Here is an 18,659-nt window from a genome sequence, read left to right on the forward strand (position 1 = left end):
AGATTAAGAGAACCAGCCGCCAAACCACTGGTGGAACTTCATCATCACAAAATCCCACATCCGGCTAAAGAAACCACCCTCTTCCACTGCTTCCATCACCATCAACGGACGTTGCTCGATAGATTTACCGTTCAACTGGAAGTCGATAGTCCCCACAACCTGCCCCTTTTTCAGCGGCGCGGTTAACTGTGGCTCGGTTAGCGTAAAGCTGGCTTTCAGGTTCTTAAGCTGACCGCGCGGGATAGTTACCGAACCCGCTTCCCCAGCCCCCAAATTGACTTCGCTCTTATCGCCAAACCAGACGCGCTGAGTCACGAAGGTGGCATCCGGTTTAATCGGCGTAACGGTTTCAAAGAAGCGGAAGCCCCAGGTCAGCAGTTTTTCTGATTCATTAAAACGGATACGGTCGGTTTTCGCCCCCAGCACGACGGAGATCAGGCGCATATCGCCCTGGGTCGCAGAAGCTACGAGGTTGTAACCTGCACCCGCCGTGGTACCGGTTTTCATTCCGTCCACGTTCAGATTGGTGCTCCACAACAGACGGTTGCGGTTGGGCTGGCGAATTTTATTAAAGGTAAACTCTTTCTCTTTGTGGATAGCGTACTCTTCGGGCACATCGTGGATTAACGCCTTGCCGAGCAACGCCATATCACGCGCGGTACTGAACTGCCCTGCCGCATCCAGGCCATGCACCGTCTGGAACGTGGTATTGGTCAGTCCCAGTTTTTTCGCGTAACCGTTCATCAGACCGATGAAGGACTCCTGACTCCCGGCAACGTAATCAGCGAGTGCAATACAGGCATCATTACCAGACTGAATGATAACGCCTTTGTTCAGATCGGATACCGCAACCTGATCGCCAGGTTTGAGGAACATAACCGACGAACCGCGCAGGGCCGGATTACCGGTCGCCCAGGCATCTTTGCCCACGGTGACCATGTCGTTGAGGTTAATTTTTCCGGCCTTCAGCGCCTGACCGACCACATAGCTGGTCATGATCTTGGTCAGACTGGCAGGATCCAGTTTCTCATCAGCATTACCTTCCGCCAGCACCTTGCCGCTGGCGTAATCCATCAGGATCCATGCACGCGCGTCCACGCTCGGAGGAGCCGTGGGTTGCTCCGCCGCCTGTACGGTCGGTGCCAAAAGGATTAAGAGTGCAGAACCAGCAGCAAAGCTGCGAAGTGAAGAGAAGTATTGCGTCATAAATGCCACCCGAGTATCCATTCTAAAAAACCACGTCATACCACACCGTGTTTACACAAAACTGGCCAGACAATCTCGGCCAACCCATTGCAGAAAAAGTCTGATGGATGACGTGTAAAATAAGTGCGGTGAGTAATAACGCACTAACGAGCTTAAATAAACCGTAAGTTGGTAAAGTTTTTAAAGTTTATGCAATAACACCGCGCAGCGCTGCCCCTGGCACGATTTTTTTAGACGTTGTTGCGTAAATATTAGGTTTACCCCACCATGTGAGCGAGTCAGAGGGTATCTGCAGCCATGAAGCTGCTCAATTAATTTGCGGGGTTACTATGATTACACTGTGGGGTCGCAATAACTCGACCAACGTAAAAAAAGTATTGTGGACGCTCGAAGAACTGGAACTGCCGTATAACCAAATTCTGGCAGGCGGGCAGCATGGCGGTAACCGCGATGCCGACTATCTGGCGATGAACCCGAACGGGTTGGTCCCACTGCTACGCGATGATGAAACAGACGTTGTCCTGTGGGAATCCAATACCATTGTCCGTTATCTGGCGGCGCAGTACGGGCAAAAGCGTTTGTGGGTTGAGGCGCCTGCCGCGCGTGCCGTCGGCGAAAAATGGATGGATTGGGCGAACCAGACGCTGAGTCCTACGCACCGGGTTATCTTATTTGGTCTGGTCAGAACGCCAGCCGATCAACGCGACATGGCAGCCATTGAGGCAAGTATTCAGGTTTGCGATAACCTGTTTGCTATTCTGGATAACGCGCTGGCGGACCAGCCGTGGTTCTCCGGGGCGGAATTTGGCACGGCGGATATCGCCATTGCGCCATTTGTCTATAACCTGTTCAACGTTGGTTTGACATGGACCCCGCGTCCACACCTGGAACGCTGGTATCAGCAACTGACGGAACGACCGGCATTTCAAAAAGTGGTGATGATCCCGGTCAGTTAATCAGCTCAGGGACTCACCTTCAGTAATTCCCCGTCGGACTCGTCGGTTAACACATACAAATAGCCGTCTGGTCCGACGCGCACATCGCGGATCCGCTGTCCCCTTTCCTGCAACAGGCGCCCCTCTTCGGTGACCGTATTCCCTTTGACGCTCAGCACGATCACCTCTTTATCTTTCAACGCGCCGATAAACAGCTTCTGCCGCCACTGCGGGAAGGTATCGCTATTGTAAAAAGCCATTCCGCTAACTGCCGGTGACTTTTCCCAGTAAAAGATAGGCTGTTCTGTACCCGCAACAATTTGCCCCTTGGCTTCGGGAATTTTGAGACCGCTATAGTTAATCCCCCAGGTTGCGATCGGCCAACCGTAGTTTTTGCCTCTTGCGGGGATATTGATTTCATCGCCTCCACGCGGACCATGCTCATTGAGCCACAGCGCATCGCTCCACGGATTCATTGCCATACCTTGTGGATTACGGATGCCATACGACCAAATTTCTGCCCGCGCCCCCGACTGATTCACAAACGGATTATCCGGCGGCGTTTTGCCCTCGTCGGTCAGACGTACCACCTTGCCCTGCAATTTATTTAGATCCTGGGCGGTTGCACGTTGGTTATTCTCACCCAGGCCGATAAACAGATAGCCATGACCATCAAACACCATGCGCCCGCCAAAATGGTTTCCGGTTGAGAGCTTCGGCTGTTGGCGAAAAACGGTCTGGAACGCTTGCAGGTGTTTGAGATCGTCGCTCAGTCGTCCGTAACCCACCGCCGTGCCGGCTTTACCCTCACTGTCGGCTTCAGCGAAGCTGAGCCACACTCGCCGGGATCGTTCAAAGTCAGGCGCTAACACCACATCCAACAATCCTCCCTGACCATTCGCCCAGACTTTAGGTACGCCGGTCAGCGGGTCGGAAAGTCCCTTATCAGGCTGCCAGAGTCGAAGCTGGCCGCCTTTGAGCGTAATTAACATACCGCGATTATCGGGTAAAAAAGCCAGCGACCACGGGTGATCAAGTTTGGTTTGCAGCACCTCCACCTTTACCGCGGCGGCATAAGAGGAAAATAGCGCAAGTGGGATAGCACAGAGAAAGAGTTGACGCATAACACCTCCTGAATGGCTCTGCATAAAGCGTAGCCAGCAGGGGGAATTATCCCGCTACATTTACATAATCTTAACGAAAAGGGGGAGCGCCCTCCCCCTGATTCAGACGTGTTCCAGCGTTGGATAAGATTGCAAACACTGGATGCTCAGCGTCAGCGTTGTCAGGCAGTTTTCCAGTTTATCTGCGTTAACGGCAATAAAAGTTGGACAATCGTGATGTCCACTCATAAGACAAACAGCGGCGGCGGCTAACGCCCCTTCAGCACGATGAAGGGCATTCCACTCTTCCTGATCAAGATGCATACCGTGAAGCTGTGATTGCTCGTGCAGTTCGCGATTCAGCACAAAAAAATTATCACGCAGACGATCGCTCTCGCTGACTGACATGTAGCCTTTCGCTTTTCTCAACAGCAGATAAGCGGCAAGTTCGATACGGGCGTTTATCAATTTGTTGAGAAGATCGGTTCTCAGTCTGTCAACAACCATACTTTGTTCCTCCTCTTTCCAACCATGGTGCAACTTAATAGTATGGTTGTTTTTTGAACAAATAGATGTCCTACATCAACAAAGCTCAATTGATTAACATAATTTACAATGTTACAACTCCAGGCGATGCGCTTAGCGAAAATGGTCAGTTTCCCGCTAGCATGACATTTTTTGCTATACCTGATGTGATTACTGCCGTAGTGCTGATTATGAGGGGTCTATGTCGAAAGCAAATGATGCAGAGAAAATTCGCACACTATCAAAAATTGATCTCAATCTGCTGACGATTTTCTGTTTGATCTATAGCGTAGGCAGCATCTCCCGAGTCGCTGATATGTTGAATATCTCACCCTCTGCCGTCAGCCAGTCCTTGAGAAAACTGCGCGAAATGATGGGGGATAATCTGTTTGTCCGCAGCGGAAATGCGCTGTTACCGACGGTCTACTCTGATGAGCTTTATGATAATACGATCCCTATTATCGACAAACTGTCGTTGCTGATGCCGCTTTCCACGCCTGCCGCCAAAAAAAGGCTAACGCTCTATACGGAATCTTTTATATCCCCTATCGTCATTCCCGATGTTACCGCGAGAATAATCGATACCGACGCCGATATCAGTCTCCTGCACCTCACCGCCGACCTGAATGAACAGAGCATTATTGAGTTATTGAATATGCGCCAGGCGGATGTCGTTTTTTCAACTTTTTCCGTTGAGTCAGCAAGCCTTTCATGCCAGAAAATATGCGATATGCGCCTGGTACTGGTAGCGTCGCAGAATAATGCTTTATACGGTAGTTCCATTAGCGAAGCACAATTCAGAAACGCGAACCTGGTGGGTTATAATACCAAGAATGAAAAAATCATTTACCATCGCAGTATTGTGGATAAAAAATTCAGATCCGGGGATCGCTGCCTGCTGACCTCATCATTTACGGCGATACTGACGATTGTGTCCAATACCCATTGTATAGGGGTGATCCCGGAAAAGGTGTTTGCAACACATGCTCATCTGTATGGGCTGAAAAAAATAAACACGCCGTTTCCCCTGCCGCAATTTAGTGTGTTTGCTTCATCACGCAAAGACAGCAATACCCATAAGATCCTCTCCCCCATACTCGCCGATTTGCAAACCGCCTCCCTGTTATAAAAACCAGGGAGGCTCAGCGTTAGGGAAATTGCTATACGTGAATTTTAGCTATGCGCCAGATATGGTCGGCATATTCCTGCACCGTTCTGTCCGATGAGAAATACCCCATGTTGGCAATATTGTGCATCGTCCTGGTCGTCCACTCCCGGGGAGTTCGATACAGCTCATCCACCGCATCCTGACAGTTCACATAGCTGCGGTAATCCGCCAACACCTGATAGGTGTCGCCAAAATTGATTAATGAATCCAGCACGTCTCTGTAACGTCCGGGCTCCTGCGGGCTGAACATACCCGTACCGATTTGCGTCAGCGCCTGGTGCAATTCCTCATCATTTTCAAAGATGCGTCGCGGGTCATAGCCATCGCGTCGTAAGGCTTCAACCTGATTAGCCGTATTACCAAAGATGAAGATGTTATCTTCCCCAACGTACTCGCGCATTTCAATATTCGCGCCGTCGAGCGTACCAATGGTCAACGCGCCATTCATACCAAACTTCATATTGCTGGTCCCGGAGGCTTCCGTCCCGGCCAGGGAAATTTGCTCTGACAGATCGGCAGCAGGAATAATTAGCTGTGCGAGACTGACGCTGTAATCCGGGATGAAAACCACCTTTAGTTTGCCGCCTGTTTGCGGGTCATTGTTGACTAACTGCGCCACATCATTAATTAAGCGGATAATTTGCTTCGCCATGTAATAAGACGAGGCGGCTTTTCCGGCAAAAATATTCACCCGTGGAACCCAGTTGGCATCCGGCGCGGCTTTAATCCGGTTATAGCGCGTGATCACATGCAGCACATTCATAAGCTGCCGCTTGTATTCGTGAATACGTTTCACCTGCACATCAAACAGCGCATCAGGATTCACCACCACGCCGTAATGGGCGGCAATATGTTGCGCCAATCGCTGCTTATTTTCATACTTCGCCCGGCGCACCGCCTCATTCACCGTCGGATAATCTATGTATTGCTTTAACTCGCCCAATTGCATTAATTTGGTCCGCCAGCTTTCGCCAATATTCTCATCCAGCACATTGGCAAGCGGAGGATTAGCCAACGCCAGCCAACGCCGCGCCGTGACACCATTGGTTACGTTGGTGAAACGCAGAGGAAAGATACGCGCAAAATCAGCAAACAGAGAGTCGGTCATCAGCTTTGAATGCAACGCCGACACGCCATTTACCTTATGACTGACAACCACCGCCAGCCAGGCCATGCGCACCACGCGCCCATTAGATTCATCAATCAGCGATACGCGCTGCAGTAGTTCGCTATCATCGCGATAGCGCTCCTGTAACGTCTTCAGGAAGCGGTCGTTAATCTCAAAAATAATCTGCAAATGACGCGGTAAAAGTCGACTTAGCATTTCTACCGGCCAGGTTTCCAGCGCCTCGCTCATCAACGTATGGTTGGTATAAGAAAAAATCTGACAGGTCACGTCAAACGCGTTATCCCAACTAAACTGGTGATGATCAATCAACAAACGCATCAGCTCTGGGATCGCCAGCACCGGATGCGTATCATTGAGGTGGATAGCGATTTTATCGGCCAGATTATCGTATGTGCGGTGCAACTGATAATGACGGCTCAGGATGTCCTGAATCGTGGCCGAGGCCAGGAAATAGGCCTGGCGTAAACGCAGTTCACGTCCTGCATCGGTCGAATCATCAGGGTACAAAACTCGCGAGATCCTCTCGAAGTGATATTTGTTTTCCACTTCCGTAGCAAAGTCTTCCTGCTGATTCAGTTTGCCCGCATTGACCTCACTATTTACCTGAACGTTCCACAACCGCAATGTATTGGTGGTGTCCGTCGCATAGCCGGGAATAATCTGGTCATGGGCCACCGCCAGAATATCTTCAGTTTCTAGCCAGCGGGTTTTATTCCCTTCTTGTTGCAGTCGCCCGCCAAAGCGCACTTTATAATGCGTATTATGACGTTTGAATTCCCACGGATTACCGTATTCTAACCAATAGTCCAGCGACTCTTTTTGCACGCCATCAACGATATTTTGTTTAAACATACCGTAGTTATAGCGAATGCCGTAACCGCATCCCGGCAGGCCAAGCGTTGCCAGAGAATCAAGGAAACAAGCCGCCAGTCGTCCGAGACCACCATTTCCAAGTCCGGGATCATTTTCCTCGTCAATTAGCTCTTCCAGTTCCAGCCCCATTGCCTCAAGCGCGCTTCTGACTTCTTCGTAAATACCTAACGAGAGCAACGCATTAGACAGCGTACGGCCAATTAAAAATTCCATCGACAGATAATAAACCTGGCGCGCATCCTGAGAGAATTGTGCCCGATTGGAACGGTGCCAGCGCTCGACCATTCGATCGCGTACCGCATATAACGTCGCATTAAGCCACTCCCGTTTCGTGGCGATGGCGGGATCTTTGCCAATAGTAAATAAAAGTTTATTAGCAATATCATCTCTCAGTTTATCAACATCAGAGTCCGCCGCGAGCGGTAGTGGCGAAATATACATATTAACGTTACCTTTCAAATTTTGCAGGATGGGTAATAGACAGGTGAATTATTTAAACTCTGAGTTTGCGAGCGTCAGTTTTTTGCCGAATAATTTCATGACTGGCGATAAACGTTAATTCTGTCATTAATACACGCCAACTTAAGCCTGTAGCCAGTGAGATATAATATAAACTCACACCATTAGCATAAAGAGTTTTAGCCATTTCAAGTTTCGACTGCAAAACAATATCTTTCAAATTTAACCTCATTAATAACGCTCGACGAGATAAAATTTATGCTAATTAATTTCTACAGCCAAGAAGTGACACTTAAAGCCGGAATTAGACTCGCTAAACACCTTCCGCTAACCGATCCACTATTTATAGGTATTGGTCTTTATTCTCCCGGTCTTATGCCGATCAGATATAGATGTACCGTGACGGCATCTGTATAATCCCCCGATTACGAGCAATGTACAGTATAAGAAAATGGCAAAAATTGGTTTTATATCACTAGGTTGTCCGAAAAACCTCGTCGATTCTGAGCGCATCCTGACCGAACTTCGTACCGAAGGCTATGATGTTGTGCCAAGCTACGACGACGCGGATATGGTTATCGTTAACACCTGCGGCTTTATCGACAGCGCGGTTCAGGAGTCCTTGGAAGCAATCGGTGAAGCGTTGAACGAAAACGGCAAGGTGATCGTTACCGGCTGTCTGGGCGCGAAAGTCGATCAGATCCGTGAAGTCCACCCGAAAGTGCTGGAAATCACCGGTCCGCACAGCTATGAACAGGTTCTGGAGCACGTTCACCACTATGTGCCAAAACCAAAGCATAACCCGTTCCAGAGTCTGGTTCCTGAGCAGGGCGTCAAGCTGACTCCGCGCCATTATGCCTATCTGAAAATTTCTGAAGGCTGCAACCACCGCTGCACGTTCTGCATTATTCCCTCAATGCGTGGCGATCTGGTGAGCCGTCCGATCGGCGACGTTCTCAGCGAAGCCAAGCGTCTGGTAGATGCGGGCGTGAAAGAGATACTGGTCATTTCTCAGGATACCTCCGCGTACGGCGTGGATGTGAAGCATCGCACCGGTTTCCATAACGGCGAGCCGGTCAAAACCAGCATGGTTGATTTGTGCGAACAGTTATCAAAACTGGGGATCTGGACGCGTCTGCATTACGTCTATCCCTACCCGCACGTTGATGACGTAATCCCGCTGATGGCGGAAGGTAAAATCCTGCCGTATCTGGACATCCCGCTGCAGCATGCCAGCCCGCGTATTCTCAAGCTGATGAAACGCCCAGGTTCAGTCGACAGACAGCTGGCGCGCATCAAGCAGTGGCGTGAAATCTGTCCTGAACTGACGCTGCGCTCCACCTTCATTGTCGGTTTCCCGGGTGAAACAGAAGAAGACTTCCAGATGCTGCTCGACTTCCTGAAGGAAGCACGCCTGGATCGCGTCGGCTGCTTTAAGTACAGCCCGGTTGAAGGCGCTGGCGCCAATGACCTGCCAGACCAAATCCCGGAAGAGGTGAAAGAAGAACGCTGGAACCGCTTTATGCAGTTGCAACAGCAGATCTCTGCTGAACGCTTGCAGGAGAAAGTGGGCCGCGAAATTCTGGTTATCGTTGATGAAGTTGACGAAGAAGGCGCGATTGGCCGCAGTATGGCTGACGCCCCGGAAATCGACGGTGCGGTGTACCTGAATGGCGAAACCAAGGTCAAACCTGGCGATATCATCCGTGTGAAGGTCGAAAACGCAGATGAATACGATCTGTGGGGCACCCGCGTTTAAATAGCGTAACCCAACGTAGGCCGGGTAAGCGTTACGTCTTATCCGGCCTACGGTTTATCCTTTTATTTTCGGGTCCAGCGCGTCGCGCAAACCATCGCCCAGTAAGTTAAACGCCAGCACCGTCAGAAATATCGCCACCGCCGGGAAAAGTGCCACGTGGGGTGCTATCACCATATCTGCCCTTGCCTCATTGAGCATTGCCCCCCACTCCGGGGTCGGCGGCTGCGCGCCCAATCCCAGGAATGACAAGCTCGCGGCAGAGATAATCGACGTGCCAATTCGCATGGTAAAAAAGACCACGATCGATGAGACCGTTCCCGGCAGAATATGGTTAAAAATGATGGTTGCATCGCTGGCACCAATACTGCGGGCAGATTCAATAAAGGTCTGCTGCTTCAGCACTAGCGTATTCCCGCGCACCAGGCGCGCGAAGGCCGGAATGGAAAAAATAGCCACGGCAATAATCACGTTGGCAATACCGCTTCCCAGCACCGCCACCACAGCAATCGCCAGCAAAATCCCCGGAAAGGCGAACAGTACATCGCAGATGCGCATAATCAGTCGATCCCACCAGCCTGCGTAGTATCCCGCCAGCAACCCCAGCACCGTGCCAATCGCCGCGCCAATAAATACGGCAAAGACGCCAGCCGCCAGCGAGATTTGCGCGCCAACCAGCACACGGCTAAAGATATCCCGTCCCAGGGAGTCAACGCCAAACCAGTGCAACATCGACGGTCCGTCATTCAAACGGTCATAATCGAAGTAGTTTTCGGCATCAAATGGCGTCAGCCAGCGGGCAAAAATCGCCACCATAATCAGTACAAGGACAAATAATCCCGCGAACAGCGCCATGCGCTGGCGACGGAAACGACGCCAGAACTCATGCCACGGCGTGCGTATCTGCTCTGGCTTAACAAGAGGCATCGCATTCAAAATCGCCTGTCGGCGCCAGTTAAAAAATCGCATCCTTACTTGTACCTGATAGCCGGATTAATGGCGGCGTAGAGTACATCCACCACTAAGTTAATAAGAATAAACGCCAGAGAAAACAACAGCACCTCGGCCTGTATCACCGGGTAGTCGCGCATTTCGACTGAGTCCACTAACAGTCGTCCAAGCCCAGGCCAGTTAAACACCTTCTCAACCACAATTGAGCCGCCAAGCAAAAAGCCAAACTGTAGTCCCATCATGGTAACCACCGGGATCATCGCATTCCGCAGACCATGTTTTAACACCACCCAGGTTTCACTCACTCCTTTAGCTCGCGCGGTGCGCATATAGTCTTCACTGAGCACATCAACAAACGAGGCGCGGGTAAAGCGGGCCAATACCGCTGCCACCGCCGCCCCCAGTGTGATTGACGGCAGGATATAGTGCAGCCAGGTGTCAGCGCCCACAGTGGGCAACCAGCCGAGTTCAACGGAAAATATCTGCATAAGCAGCATGCCGAGCGCAAAAGCCGGAAAAGAGATCCCGGTGACCGCCAGCGTCATACTTAACCTGTCCGGCCAGCGATTACGCCATACGGCGGCGATAATCCCCGCCGTCATACCAAATAACACTGCCCACGCCATACTGGCAATTGTCAGCCATAGCGATGGCATAAAACGGCTGGCAATTTCTTCCGCAACCGGGCGACGAGAAACCATCGAGGTTCCAAAATCGCCTTGCAACACGTTGGTCATGTAATGCCAGAACTGAATATGCAGCGGTTGGTCCAGACCTAGTTGCTTACGCACCAGTTCAATCACCTCAGCGTCAGCCTCCGGTCCGGCAATCAGCCGGGCCGGATCACCGGGTAGCATGTGAACAAATAAAAACACCAGCACCGCCACAATTAACAGCGTTGGAATCAACCCCAGCAGGCGCTTGAAAACATAGTTAAGCATCACGCTCCCTTCGCCGGCCCCTGCATTACGGGGCCGAATGCATCGCTTATTTTAAATCCGCATCATCAAAGCTAAATCCGGTATCCGGCATGATCCAAAATCCGGTCAACCTGGTACTGTGCGCCGAAATCAGTTTTTCCACCACCAGCGGGATCCACGGCGACTCTTTCCAGATAATATCCTGCGCATCCTTGTACAGCTTCGCTTTCTGCGCTGGATCGTTGGTTTGCAAAGCCGCAGCTAGATCACTGTCCACCTGCTTATTGCTGTAGAACGCCGTGTTAAACAGGGTTGGCGGCCAGTTTTGTGATGCAAACAGCGGCGACAGCGCCCAGTCCGCTTCGCCTGTAGACGCAGACCAGCCGGTGTAGAACATCCGCACTCCGCTCTCTTTCTGCGCTTTACCTTCAACTTCCGCCGCACGCTGACCAGCGTCCATCGCCGTTACCTGAGCCTTAATGCCCACCTGCGCCAGCTGCTGCTGGGTAAATTGCAACACTTTCTGTGCAGTACTGTGGTTATGCGAAGACCACAGCGTGGTGGTAAAACCATTAGGATAGCCCGCTTCTTTCAGCAACTCGCGCGCTTTCGCCGGATCATAAGGCCACGGCGTATAGCTTTGCGCATAGGCTATCGACGGGGGGAGAACGCCGGTTGCCGGCGTCGCATAACCGGCAAAAGCCACTTTCACCAGCGCCTGACGGTTGATGGCATAATTCAGTGCCTCACGTACCTTCGGGTTATCGAACGGTTTTTGCGTGACGTTCATGCTGATATAACGTTGCATGATAGACGGACTGGCCACCAGTTCCAGGTTTTTGTTCTTCGCCAGTAGCGCCGCCTGCTCGTAAGGGATCGGGAAGGCAAACTGCGCTTCCCCGGTCTGCAGCATGGCCGCACGCGTGTTGTTGTCGGTCACTGGACGCCAGGTGATCGTATCCAGCTTTGGCAGGCCTTGCTGCCAGTAGCCCGTGAACTTCTTAACCTTCACAAAATCCGTCTGATTCCAGGTATCAAGCTGATACGGTCCGGTGCCGACAGGATGAAAGCCGATCTCCTTGCCGTATTTCTCCAGCGCGGCGGGAGAAATCATCGCCGTTGCCGGATGCGCCAGAATATTGATAAAGGCAGAGAACGGCTGTTTCAGCGTAATCTTCACCGTCGATGGGTCGACAACCTCGGTTTTATCGATATTCTTATACAGATTGTAACGTTTCAGATGGTTTTCCGGATTACTGGCCCGATCGAGGTTAGCTTTGACCGCATCGGCGTTGAAGTCAGTGCCATCCTGAAACTTCACACCCTGACGCAGCTTAAGGGTGTAAGTCAGGCCATCATCAGAAACCGTATAACTCTCCGCCAGCACATTTTTCAGCTTCATCTCTTTATCAAGGCCAAACAGTCCTTGATAAAACGACTTTGCTACCGCCTGCGACAACGTGTCGTTCGCGTCATAGGGGTCGAGCGTGGTGAAGTTAGATCCCACTGCCACCACCACGTCTTTGGCGGCCCAGCCCGGTGCGGCGGCCAGCGCCGAGGCCACTCCCACAGCAACCAGCCATTTTCGAGCAACAATTTTTGTCATGTTATTCTCCTTGAACCCTGTCTGCCTGTTATAAACGCGAAAGCGCATTTTCTTGTTGTGGACGCGCTACATAATGCCCCGGGCCAACTAACTGTAATGACACGGGGGAAATCTCTTCGCCGCGCTTGCGGATATTGCTGGGGATATCATCCGACAACAGCACGCGCTGGGGGCGATGATGTGATGGATCGGCAACGGGTACTGCCGCCATTAGTTTGCGCGTATACGGATGCTGTGGATTTTCAAATACCGCCCGCCGGGTGCCGATCTCGACGATCTGCCCCAGATACATCACCGCCACACGGTGACTGATCCGCTCCACTACCGCCATATCGTGGGAAATAAACAGATATGCGATCCCCATTTCGCGCTGCAGGTCGAGCAACAGGTTGATAATTTGCCCACGAATCGAGACATCCAGAGCCGAGACCGACTCATCGGCAATGATCACCTTGGGATTGAGCGCCAAAGCCCGGGCAATGCAGATACGCTGACGCTGACCGCCGGAAAACTCGTGCGGATAGCGCCAGGCATGCTCAGGGAGCAATCCTACGCGCTCCAGCAGCCAGGCAACCCGTTTTGCAGCCGCATCACCTTGCAGTAATCCATGCACCCGTAACGGCTCTAAAATGGAATATCCCACCGTCTGGCGAGGATCGAGCGATGCATAAGGGTCCTGGAAGATAAACTGAATATCCCGGCGCAGCGGCTGCAGTTTGCTGGCGGCCAGGGTATCAATACGCTGTCCGTTGAAGATGATCTCTCCACGCTGAGACTCAACCAGGCGCAACAACGCCCGCCCGGTGGTGGACTTGCCGCAGCCCGACTCGCCCACCAGCGAGAGCGTTTCTCCCGGCCACAGGTCAAAGCTAACGTTTTCCACCGCGTGCACCTCACGGGTTACCCGGTTAAGAATGCCGCTGCGCAGAGGAAAACGCGTCACCAGATTGCGCACCCGTAGGATAGGCTCGCCTTCAACCACGGTGTCCTGCTCGGTTTGCGGTTCGACATGACTAGGATCGTGTAAAGAAATAAGTGGAAAACGGCGCGGATACGCTTGTCCGCTCATGGAGCCAAGCTGCGGTACGGCTGCCAGCAGCGCTTTAGTATAGGGATGCTGGGGAGCATGAAAGATCTGCTCAACGCTGCCGGTTTCTACCGCCTCACCCTGATACATCACCAGCACACGGTCAGCAATATCCGCCACCACCCCCATATCGTGGGTAATAAAGATCACCCCCATCGACATATCCTGTTGCAACACTTTTATCAGTTGCAGGATCTGCGCCTGAATAGTGACATCCAGCGCGGTGGTCGGCTCATCGGCAATCAGTACCGCAGGGCGGCACGACAGCGCCATAGCGATCATCACGCGCTGGCGCATGCCGCCGGAAAGCTGGTGTGGATAGCGCGATAAAATCGCCTTCGCCTCAGGAATACGGACCTGATCGAGCATCCGTTTAGCTTCCAGCATCGCCTCTTCATGACTGGCCCCCTGGTGTAAGCGGATAGACTCGGCGATCTGCTCACCCACGGTAAACACCGGATTAAGCGATGTCATTGGCTCCTGAAAGATCATCGCGATATCCGCGCCGCGCACGTGGCGCATCTGTGATGCGCTCTGTTCACCCAGCTCTATCACCTGGCGGTTGCGGCGGCGGAGTAGCATTTCATCACAGCTCACCTCGCCGCCAGCCTGTTCAATCAGACGCATCAGCGACAAAGCCGTGACCGACTTTCCTGAACCGGACTCGCCAACTATCGCCAACGTTTCGCCACGCTTGAGGCGAAATGACAGATTACACACCGCACTGACGCGCTGCTGTTCCTGTTCAAAGGTAATGTTCAGGTTGCTCACTGCCAGTACGTCACTGGCGTCAAGCTCATCGCTGTGTGGCAACGGTATCTCCTTTTTCCCGATAAATACCGGTGGTTGGCGTATCGCCCGCGTATCCCCAGGCACGGTACATGCCTTCACTATTAAACGGTAAGGCGACGTTACCCTCATGATCGATAGCAATTAAGCCACCGCTGCCGCCCAGCGCCGGTAATTTTTCCATCACCACACGCTCGCACGCCTCAGATAAACTCAGGCCGCCATAGTCCATCAACGCCGCAATATCATAAGCCGCCAGCGCACGAATAAAGACTTCTCCGGTTCCGGTGCAGGAAACCGCCACGTTGGCGTTATTGGCATAACAGCCGGCACCAACCAGCGGACTGTCACCCACCCGGCCCGGCAATTTGTTGGTCATCCCGCCGGTCGATGTCGCCGCCGCCAGATTACCAAACATGTCCAGCGCGACCGCCCCCACGGTACCCATTTTGTTATTTTCATCCAGTGGGGTAGCGTTATGATCCAGCATCGTTTCACCCGTCGTTCGCGCCGCCAGCAATTGAGCGTAGCGTTCTGGCGTCGAGAAAATATCCGCCGAAACGCGCTCCATACCCTGCGCAATAGCAAAATTCTCTGCCCCCTCACCAATCATCATCACGTGTGGGCTGTGTTCCATCACCAGGCGTGCCGCGAGAACTGGATTTCGCAGATGGCTTACCCCCGCGACGGCTCCCGCTTGCAGGGTATTACCGTCCATCACGCAGGCGTCCAGCTCATGGGTTTCATCACGGGTATATACTGCGCCAATTCCGGCATTAAACAGCGGGCACTCTTCCAGCAGACGCACGGCCTCGGTCACCACATCCAGTGCGCTACGCCCCTCTTCGAGCATCCGCTGACCGGTTTCGACGATATCGGACAGCGCCTGTATGTAGCGCAACTCCTGCTCCTGGCTGAGCTGCGCGCGGGTAATAGCCCCAGCACCGCCATGAATTGCAATAACTGCTTTACCCATTTTTTCGTCCATTAAGGTGACTGGTTCCGGGGGTTATAAATATCAGAATTTCGGTGACTTATTGATTCGATTTTTGAATATAGAAAGATGCAGACGTCATGTAAAGATAAAGGCCTGCACCTCATAATCGATACCATCAGGTCATACAGATAGAGTAAACAGGAATGAGATCCCCGACGACATTGAATAACCTATTCAAGCAGATCGGTAATCTCTTTTTTTGCATAAAGCACAAATCGTTGTACTGACGGCATAGATTCAGCCCAGTTCGTTTTGGTTAACCCCAGATATTCCGAACATGCAGCTTGCAGCGTGTCAGCATGCTCAACGGGCAATTGCGGCATGAGCCACGACGCGGCCTCATCCTTTGCGACAATATCGCCAGTAACGACGCTGTACCAGATACGCGCCAAAGCCAGCATGATATTGCGCTCATCACCCTCTAAATCTGCCGGTTTTTGCCACTGTTCGAGGGTATGTCGAAACGTTTCCAATACATCATTGGCAGGAATGGCGTTGAATAATATATCAGCGGGTTCACCAAATAACGGTACGCTGGCGCGCCGGGCCTGGGTCAGCAAAATGGCAAGATCAGGATCCGCCAGCGCCGGTTCAAATACGCCGGCACCAATATCATCACGCAACCACTCACCAAACTGCATTTCTCTGACGGGTGGGAATCGCCACGGCACGATCTGCGAGAACAGAACAACGGTGACTTCCAGCGCGCGGTAACGTTCTGAGGTCCCGGGCGGCGCTGAAATGGTCAGCAATTCCCGCATTACGGTTTCTCTTAACCGGGCATCCATTGGTTCCCGTATGGTGACCAACAAATCGATGTCGCTTTGAGGTTTTAAACCGCTTTCGACAGCAGAACCATACAGATGAATAGCAACGAGATTCTCCTCGAAAACCTGGCGGATGAGCGCGCTGGCTGCATTCACCTGTCGTCGAATTGCCTCCGGGATAGTAGTAGCCATTTAGCCCCCTGGGGAAAAAAGCGGAAATATTAAGTCTATACTGCATTGTTCCTGTGTCGCTATCCTCTGGCATAAAACCTTGATCAGATCTGATTCTAAGCCTGAGGTAGCATACTGTCCTCGGCCATTTTCTGACATAATGGCCGGATTCGATTTTGCCCCGCAGGAGTCTTCTCATGGAATTTACCGCCGGACTGATGCCGCTTGAAACGGCTCTCTCTCAGATGCTGTCGCGTATTACCCCGCTCACCGCCGTCGAAACGCTGCCGCTGGTTCAATGTTTTGGCCGTATCCTGGCCGCCGACGTCGTATCCCCCATTGATGTACCGGGATTCGATAACTCGGCAATGGATGGCTATGCGGTGCGATTAGATGATTTACGCTCGGGTCTGCCGCTTGCGGTAGCAGGCAAAGCCTTTGCCGGACAGCCTTTTCACGGCGAATGGCCCGCGGGGACCTGTATCCGCATCATGACCGGCGCCCCGGTGCCTGCCGGTTGTGAAGCAGTGGTCATGCAGGAACAAACGGAACAAACCGACGACGGTGTGCGTTTTACCGCCGAAGTCCGCAGCGGACAAAATATTCGTCTGCGCGGTGAAGATATTGCGAACGGTGCAGTCGTCTTCCCCACCGGGACCCGCCTGACAACCGCCGAGCTCCCGGTTCTGGCCTCGCTCGGAATTGCTGATGTGCCTGTTGTGCGCAAAGTCCGCGTGGCGTTGTTTTCCACTGGTGATGAACTGCAACTGCCGGGTCAACCGCTGGGCGACGGACAGATTTATGACACCAACCGTCTGGCCGTTCACCTGATGCTGCAACAGTTGGGCTGCGAGGTGATCAACCTGGGGATTATTCGCGACGATCCCAACGCCCTGCGCGCGGCGTTTATTGAAGCCGACAGCCAGGCCGATGTCGTTATCAGCTCCGGTGGCGTTTCTGTCGGTGAAGCGGATTACACCAAAACCATTCTGGAAGAGTTGGGAGAAATTGCCTTCTGGAAGCTGGCCATCAAACCGGGCAAACCGTTTGCCTTTGGCAAACTAAGCAACAGTTGGTTTTGCGGTCTGCCAGGTAACCCGGTGTCAGCAGCCCTCACCTTTTATCAACTGGTGCAACCAATGCTGGCGAAACTCAGCGGCAACACGGGCTGTGGGTTGCCTCCTCGCCAACGCGTGCGCACCGCGTCACGTCTGAAGAAGACGCCAGGACGTCTGGATTTTCAACGTGGCGTATTGCAGCGCACCGCAGAAGGCGAACTGGAAGTCACCACCACCGGACACCAGGGTTCGCATATTTTTAGCTCCTTTAGCCTCGGCAACTGTTTTATCGTGCTGGAACGCGATCGCGGCAACGTTGAAGCCGGAGAGTGGGTTGAAGTCGAGCCGTTTAACGCGCTGTTTGGAGGCCTGTAATGGCGGAACTCAGCGACCAGGAGATGATGCGCTATAACCGGCAAATCATTCTGCGCGGCTTCGATTTTGAAGGCCAGGAAGCGCTCAAGGAGGCGCGGGTACTGGTCGTTGGTCTGGGGGGACTTGGCTGCGCCGCGACCCAATACCTGGCAGGCGCAGGCATCGGGCATTTAACGCTGCTCGACTTTGACACCGTTTCCGTGTCGAACCTCCAGCGCCAGACGCTGCACAGCGATGCAACCGTAGGGCAACCGAAAGTGCTGTCCGCCCGCGACGCGCTGGCGCGGATTAACCCTTATATCGCCATTACGCCAGTGAATGCGCTGCTGGATGATAGCGAAATTCACGCGCTGATCGCCGAACACGATTTGGTGCTGGACTGTACGGATAACGTCAGTATCCGCAATCAGCTTAATGCCGGATGCTTTAGCGCAAAGGTTCCGCTGGTTTCCGGGGCGGCAATCCGCATGGAAGGGCAAATTACCGTCTTTACCTATCAGGAAGGCGAACCTTGCTACCGTTGCCTGAGCCGCCTGTTCGGTGAAAATGCCCTCACCTGCGTGGAAGCTGGCGTAATGGCTCCGCTAATCGGCGTGATCGGCTCATTACAGGCTATGGAAGCCATTAAATTATTGGCAAACTACGGTAAACCCGCATCTGGAAAAATCGTCATGTACGACGCCATGACCTGCCAGTTTCGCGAAATGAAGCTGATGCGTAACCCTGGCTGTGAGGTGTGCGGGCAATAACTGTAAGCCCCGGCGGCATTTATTTTCCGGGGCTG

General features: G+C 52.6%; 16 protein-coding genes. 5 read left to right on the forward strand and 11 right to left on the reverse strand.

The window, feature by feature from the left end; translation table 11 throughout:
- Positions 1 to 3: 3 nt before the first annotated feature.
- Entirely contained in the window at positions 4 to 1,206 is a 1,203-nt protein-coding gene (gene dacC, locus FDW92_RS15670) for a serine-type D-Ala-D-Ala carboxypeptidase (protein WP_032940149.1), read from the reverse strand.
- A 329-nt stretch (positions 1,207 to 1,535) separates the two neighbouring features.
- Between dacC and FDW92_RS15675 the strand changes: the two genes are divergently transcribed.
- Positions 1,536 to 2,162 (forward strand): glutathione S-transferase family protein, encoded by a 627-nt coding sequence (locus FDW92_RS15675; protein WP_042309542.1) that lies wholly within the window; start codon positions 1,536 to 1,538, stop codon positions 2,160 to 2,162.
- A gap of 5 nt (positions 2,163 to 2,167) precedes the next feature.
- On the opposite strand, the gene FDW92_RS15680 is transcribed toward FDW92_RS15675, so the two are convergent.
- Positions 2,168 to 3,265, reverse strand: coding sequence for a PQQ-dependent sugar dehydrogenase (locus FDW92_RS15680; protein ID WP_042309544.1), 1,098 nt, complete (start codon positions 3,263 to 3,265; stop codon positions 2,168 to 2,170).
- 102 nt (positions 3,266 to 3,367) lie between these two features.
- Positions 3,368 to 3,751 (reverse strand): biofilm formation regulator BssR, encoded by a 384-nt coding sequence (bssR, locus tag FDW92_RS15685; RefSeq protein ID WP_038639191.1) that lies wholly within the window; start codon positions 3,749 to 3,751, stop codon positions 3,368 to 3,370.
- 220 nt (positions 3,752 to 3,971) lie between these two features.
- Here bssR and FDW92_RS15690 point away from each other — a divergent pair, with 220 nt between their 5' ends.
- On the forward strand, positions 3,972 to 4,898 hold the full coding sequence (locus FDW92_RS15690) for a LysR family transcriptional regulator (RefSeq protein ID WP_042309545.1): 927 nt from the start codon (positions 3,972 to 3,974) through the stop codon (positions 4,896 to 4,898).
- A 31-nt stretch (positions 4,899 to 4,929) separates the two neighbouring features.
- On the opposite strand, the gene glgP is transcribed toward FDW92_RS15690, so the two are convergent.
- Together glgP and FDW92_RS15700 are read right to left on the reverse strand one after the other, a co-directional pair.
- The gene (gene glgP / locus FDW92_RS15695; RefSeq protein WP_042309547.1) at positions 4,930 to 7,380 is read right to left on the reverse strand and encodes a glycogen phosphorylase; all 2,451 of its coding nucleotides are present in this window, start codon (positions 7,378 to 7,380) and stop codon (positions 4,930 to 4,932) included.
- Between the two features lie 52 nt (positions 7,381 to 7,432).
- Positions 7,433 to 7,618, reverse strand: coding sequence for a glycine cleavage system protein T (locus tag FDW92_RS15700; RefSeq protein WP_227255149.1), 186 nt, complete (start codon positions 7,616 to 7,618; stop codon positions 7,433 to 7,435).
- 231 nt (positions 7,619 to 7,849) lie between these two features.
- Between FDW92_RS15700 and rimO the strand changes: the two genes are divergently transcribed.
- On the forward strand, positions 7,850 to 9,157 hold the full coding sequence (gene rimO, locus FDW92_RS15705; RefSeq protein WP_003831616.1) for a 30S ribosomal protein S12 methylthiotransferase RimO: 1,308 nt from the start codon (positions 7,850 to 7,852) through the stop codon (positions 9,155 to 9,157).
- Between the two features lie 54 nt (positions 9,158 to 9,211).
- Here the strand turns inward: rimO and gsiD are convergent, their stop codons facing one another.
- The 6 genes from gsiD to FDW92_RS15735 form a co-directional block, all read right to left on the reverse strand.
- On the reverse strand, positions 9,212 to 10,123 hold the full coding sequence (gsiD, locus tag FDW92_RS15710; RefSeq protein ID WP_042309548.1) for a glutathione ABC transporter permease GsiD: 912 nt from the start codon (positions 10,121 to 10,123) through the stop codon (positions 9,212 to 9,214).
- Between the two features lie 2 nt (positions 10,124 to 10,125).
- Positions 10,126 to 11,046: a glutathione ABC transporter permease GsiC gene (gene gsiC / locus FDW92_RS15715; RefSeq protein ID WP_042309550.1), complete on the reverse strand. Its 921-nt coding sequence runs from the start codon at positions 11,044 to 11,046 to the stop codon at positions 10,126 to 10,128.
- 46 nt (positions 11,047 to 11,092) lie between these two features.
- On the reverse strand, positions 11,093 to 12,631 hold the full coding sequence (gene gsiB / locus FDW92_RS15720; RefSeq protein ID WP_042309552.1) for a glutathione ABC transporter substrate-binding protein GsiB: 1,539 nt from the start codon (positions 12,629 to 12,631) through the stop codon (positions 11,093 to 11,095).
- A gap of 28 nt (positions 12,632 to 12,659) precedes the next feature.
- A complete protein-coding gene (gene gsiA, locus FDW92_RS15725; RefSeq protein ID WP_042309554.1) occupies positions 12,660 to 14,531 on the reverse strand; it encodes a glutathione ABC transporter ATP-binding protein GsiA in 1,872 nt (623 codons plus the stop codon).
- Positions 14,515 to 15,483, reverse strand: a complete 969-nt coding sequence (gene iaaA / locus FDW92_RS15730; protein WP_042310148.1) for a beta-aspartyl-peptidase — start codon at positions 15,481 to 15,483, stop codon at positions 14,515 to 14,517. Before iaaA ends, gsiA begins: the two co-directional genes overlap by 17 nt.
- Positions 15,484 to 15,674: 191 nt before the next feature.
- A complete protein-coding gene (locus tag FDW92_RS15735; protein ID WP_042309556.1) occupies positions 15,675 to 16,463 on the reverse strand; it encodes an aminoglycoside nucleotidyltransferase ANT9 in 789 nt (262 codons plus the stop codon).
- Between the two features lie 176 nt (positions 16,464 to 16,639).
- Between FDW92_RS15735 and moeA the strand changes: the two genes are divergently transcribed.
- A complete protein-coding gene (gene moeA, locus FDW92_RS15740) occupies positions 16,640 to 17,875 on the forward strand; it encodes a molybdopterin molybdotransferase MoeA (RefSeq protein ID WP_042309558.1) in 1,236 nt (411 codons plus the stop codon).
- Complete coding sequence (gene moeB, locus FDW92_RS15745) at positions 17,875 to 18,624, forward strand: molybdopterin-synthase adenylyltransferase MoeB (RefSeq protein WP_042309559.1); 750 nt, start codon at positions 17,875 to 17,877, stop codon at positions 18,622 to 18,624. The genes moeA and moeB overlap by 1 nt, the downstream gene beginning before the upstream one ends.
- Positions 18,625 to 18,659: the final 35 nt, after the last annotated feature.

The sequence above is a fragment of the Citrobacter sp. wls706 genome, assembly GCF_005281305.1.
Lineage (GTDB): Bacteria > Pseudomonadota > Gammaproteobacteria > Enterobacterales > Enterobacteriaceae > Citrobacter > Citrobacter werkmanii.

Bases quoted from the DNA above. Each gene is read 5' to 3' on its own strand.
- glgP (WP_042309547.1), bottom strand. From the start codon at position 7,380: ATGTATATTTCGCCACTACCGCTCGCGGCGGACTCTGATGTTGATAAA.
- moeA (WP_042309558.1), top strand. From the start codon at position 16,640: ATGGAATTTACCGCCGGACTGATGCCGCTTGAAACGGCTCTCTCTCAG.
- iaaA (WP_042310148.1), bottom strand. From the start codon at position 15,483: ATGGGTAAAGCAGTTATTGCAATTCATGGCGGTGCTGGGGCTATTACC.
- FDW92_RS15680 (WP_042309544.1), bottom strand. From the start codon at position 3,265: ATGCGTCAACTCTTTCTCTGTGCTATCCCACTTGCGCTATTTTCCTCT.
- FDW92_RS15690 (WP_042309545.1), top strand. From the start codon at position 3,972: ATGTCGAAAGCAAATGATGCAGAGAAAATTCGCACACTATCAAAAATT.
- bssR (WP_038639191.1), bottom strand. From the start codon at position 3,751: ATGGTTGTTGACAGACTGAGAACCGATCTTCTCAACAAATTGATAAAC.
- gsiC (WP_042309550.1), bottom strand. From the start codon at position 11,046: ATGCTTAACTATGTTTTCAAGCGCCTGCTGGGGTTGATTCCAACGCTG.
- rimO (WP_003831616.1), top strand. From the start codon at position 7,850: ATGGCAAAAATTGGTTTTATATCACTAGGTTGTCCGAAAAACCTCGTC.
- FDW92_RS15675 (WP_042309542.1), top strand. From the start codon at position 1,536: ATGATTACACTGTGGGGTCGCAATAACTCGACCAACGTAAAAAAAGTA.
- moeB (WP_042309559.1), top strand. From the start codon at position 17,875: ATGGCGGAACTCAGCGACCAGGAGATGATGCGCTATAACCGGCAAATC.
- gsiD (WP_042309548.1), bottom strand. From the start codon at position 10,123: ATGCGATTTTTTAACTGGCGCCGACAGGCGATTTTGAATGCGATGCCT.
- FDW92_RS15735 (WP_042309556.1), bottom strand. From the start codon at position 16,463: ATGGCTACTACTATCCCGGAGGCAATTCGACGACAGGTGAATGCAGCC.
- dacC (WP_032940149.1), bottom strand. From the start codon at position 1,206: ATGACGCAATACTTCTCTTCACTTCGCAGCTTTGCTGCTGGTTCTGCA.
- gsiB (WP_042309552.1), bottom strand. From the start codon at position 12,631: ATGACAAAAATTGTTGCTCGAAAATGGCTGGTTGCTGTGGGAGTGGCC.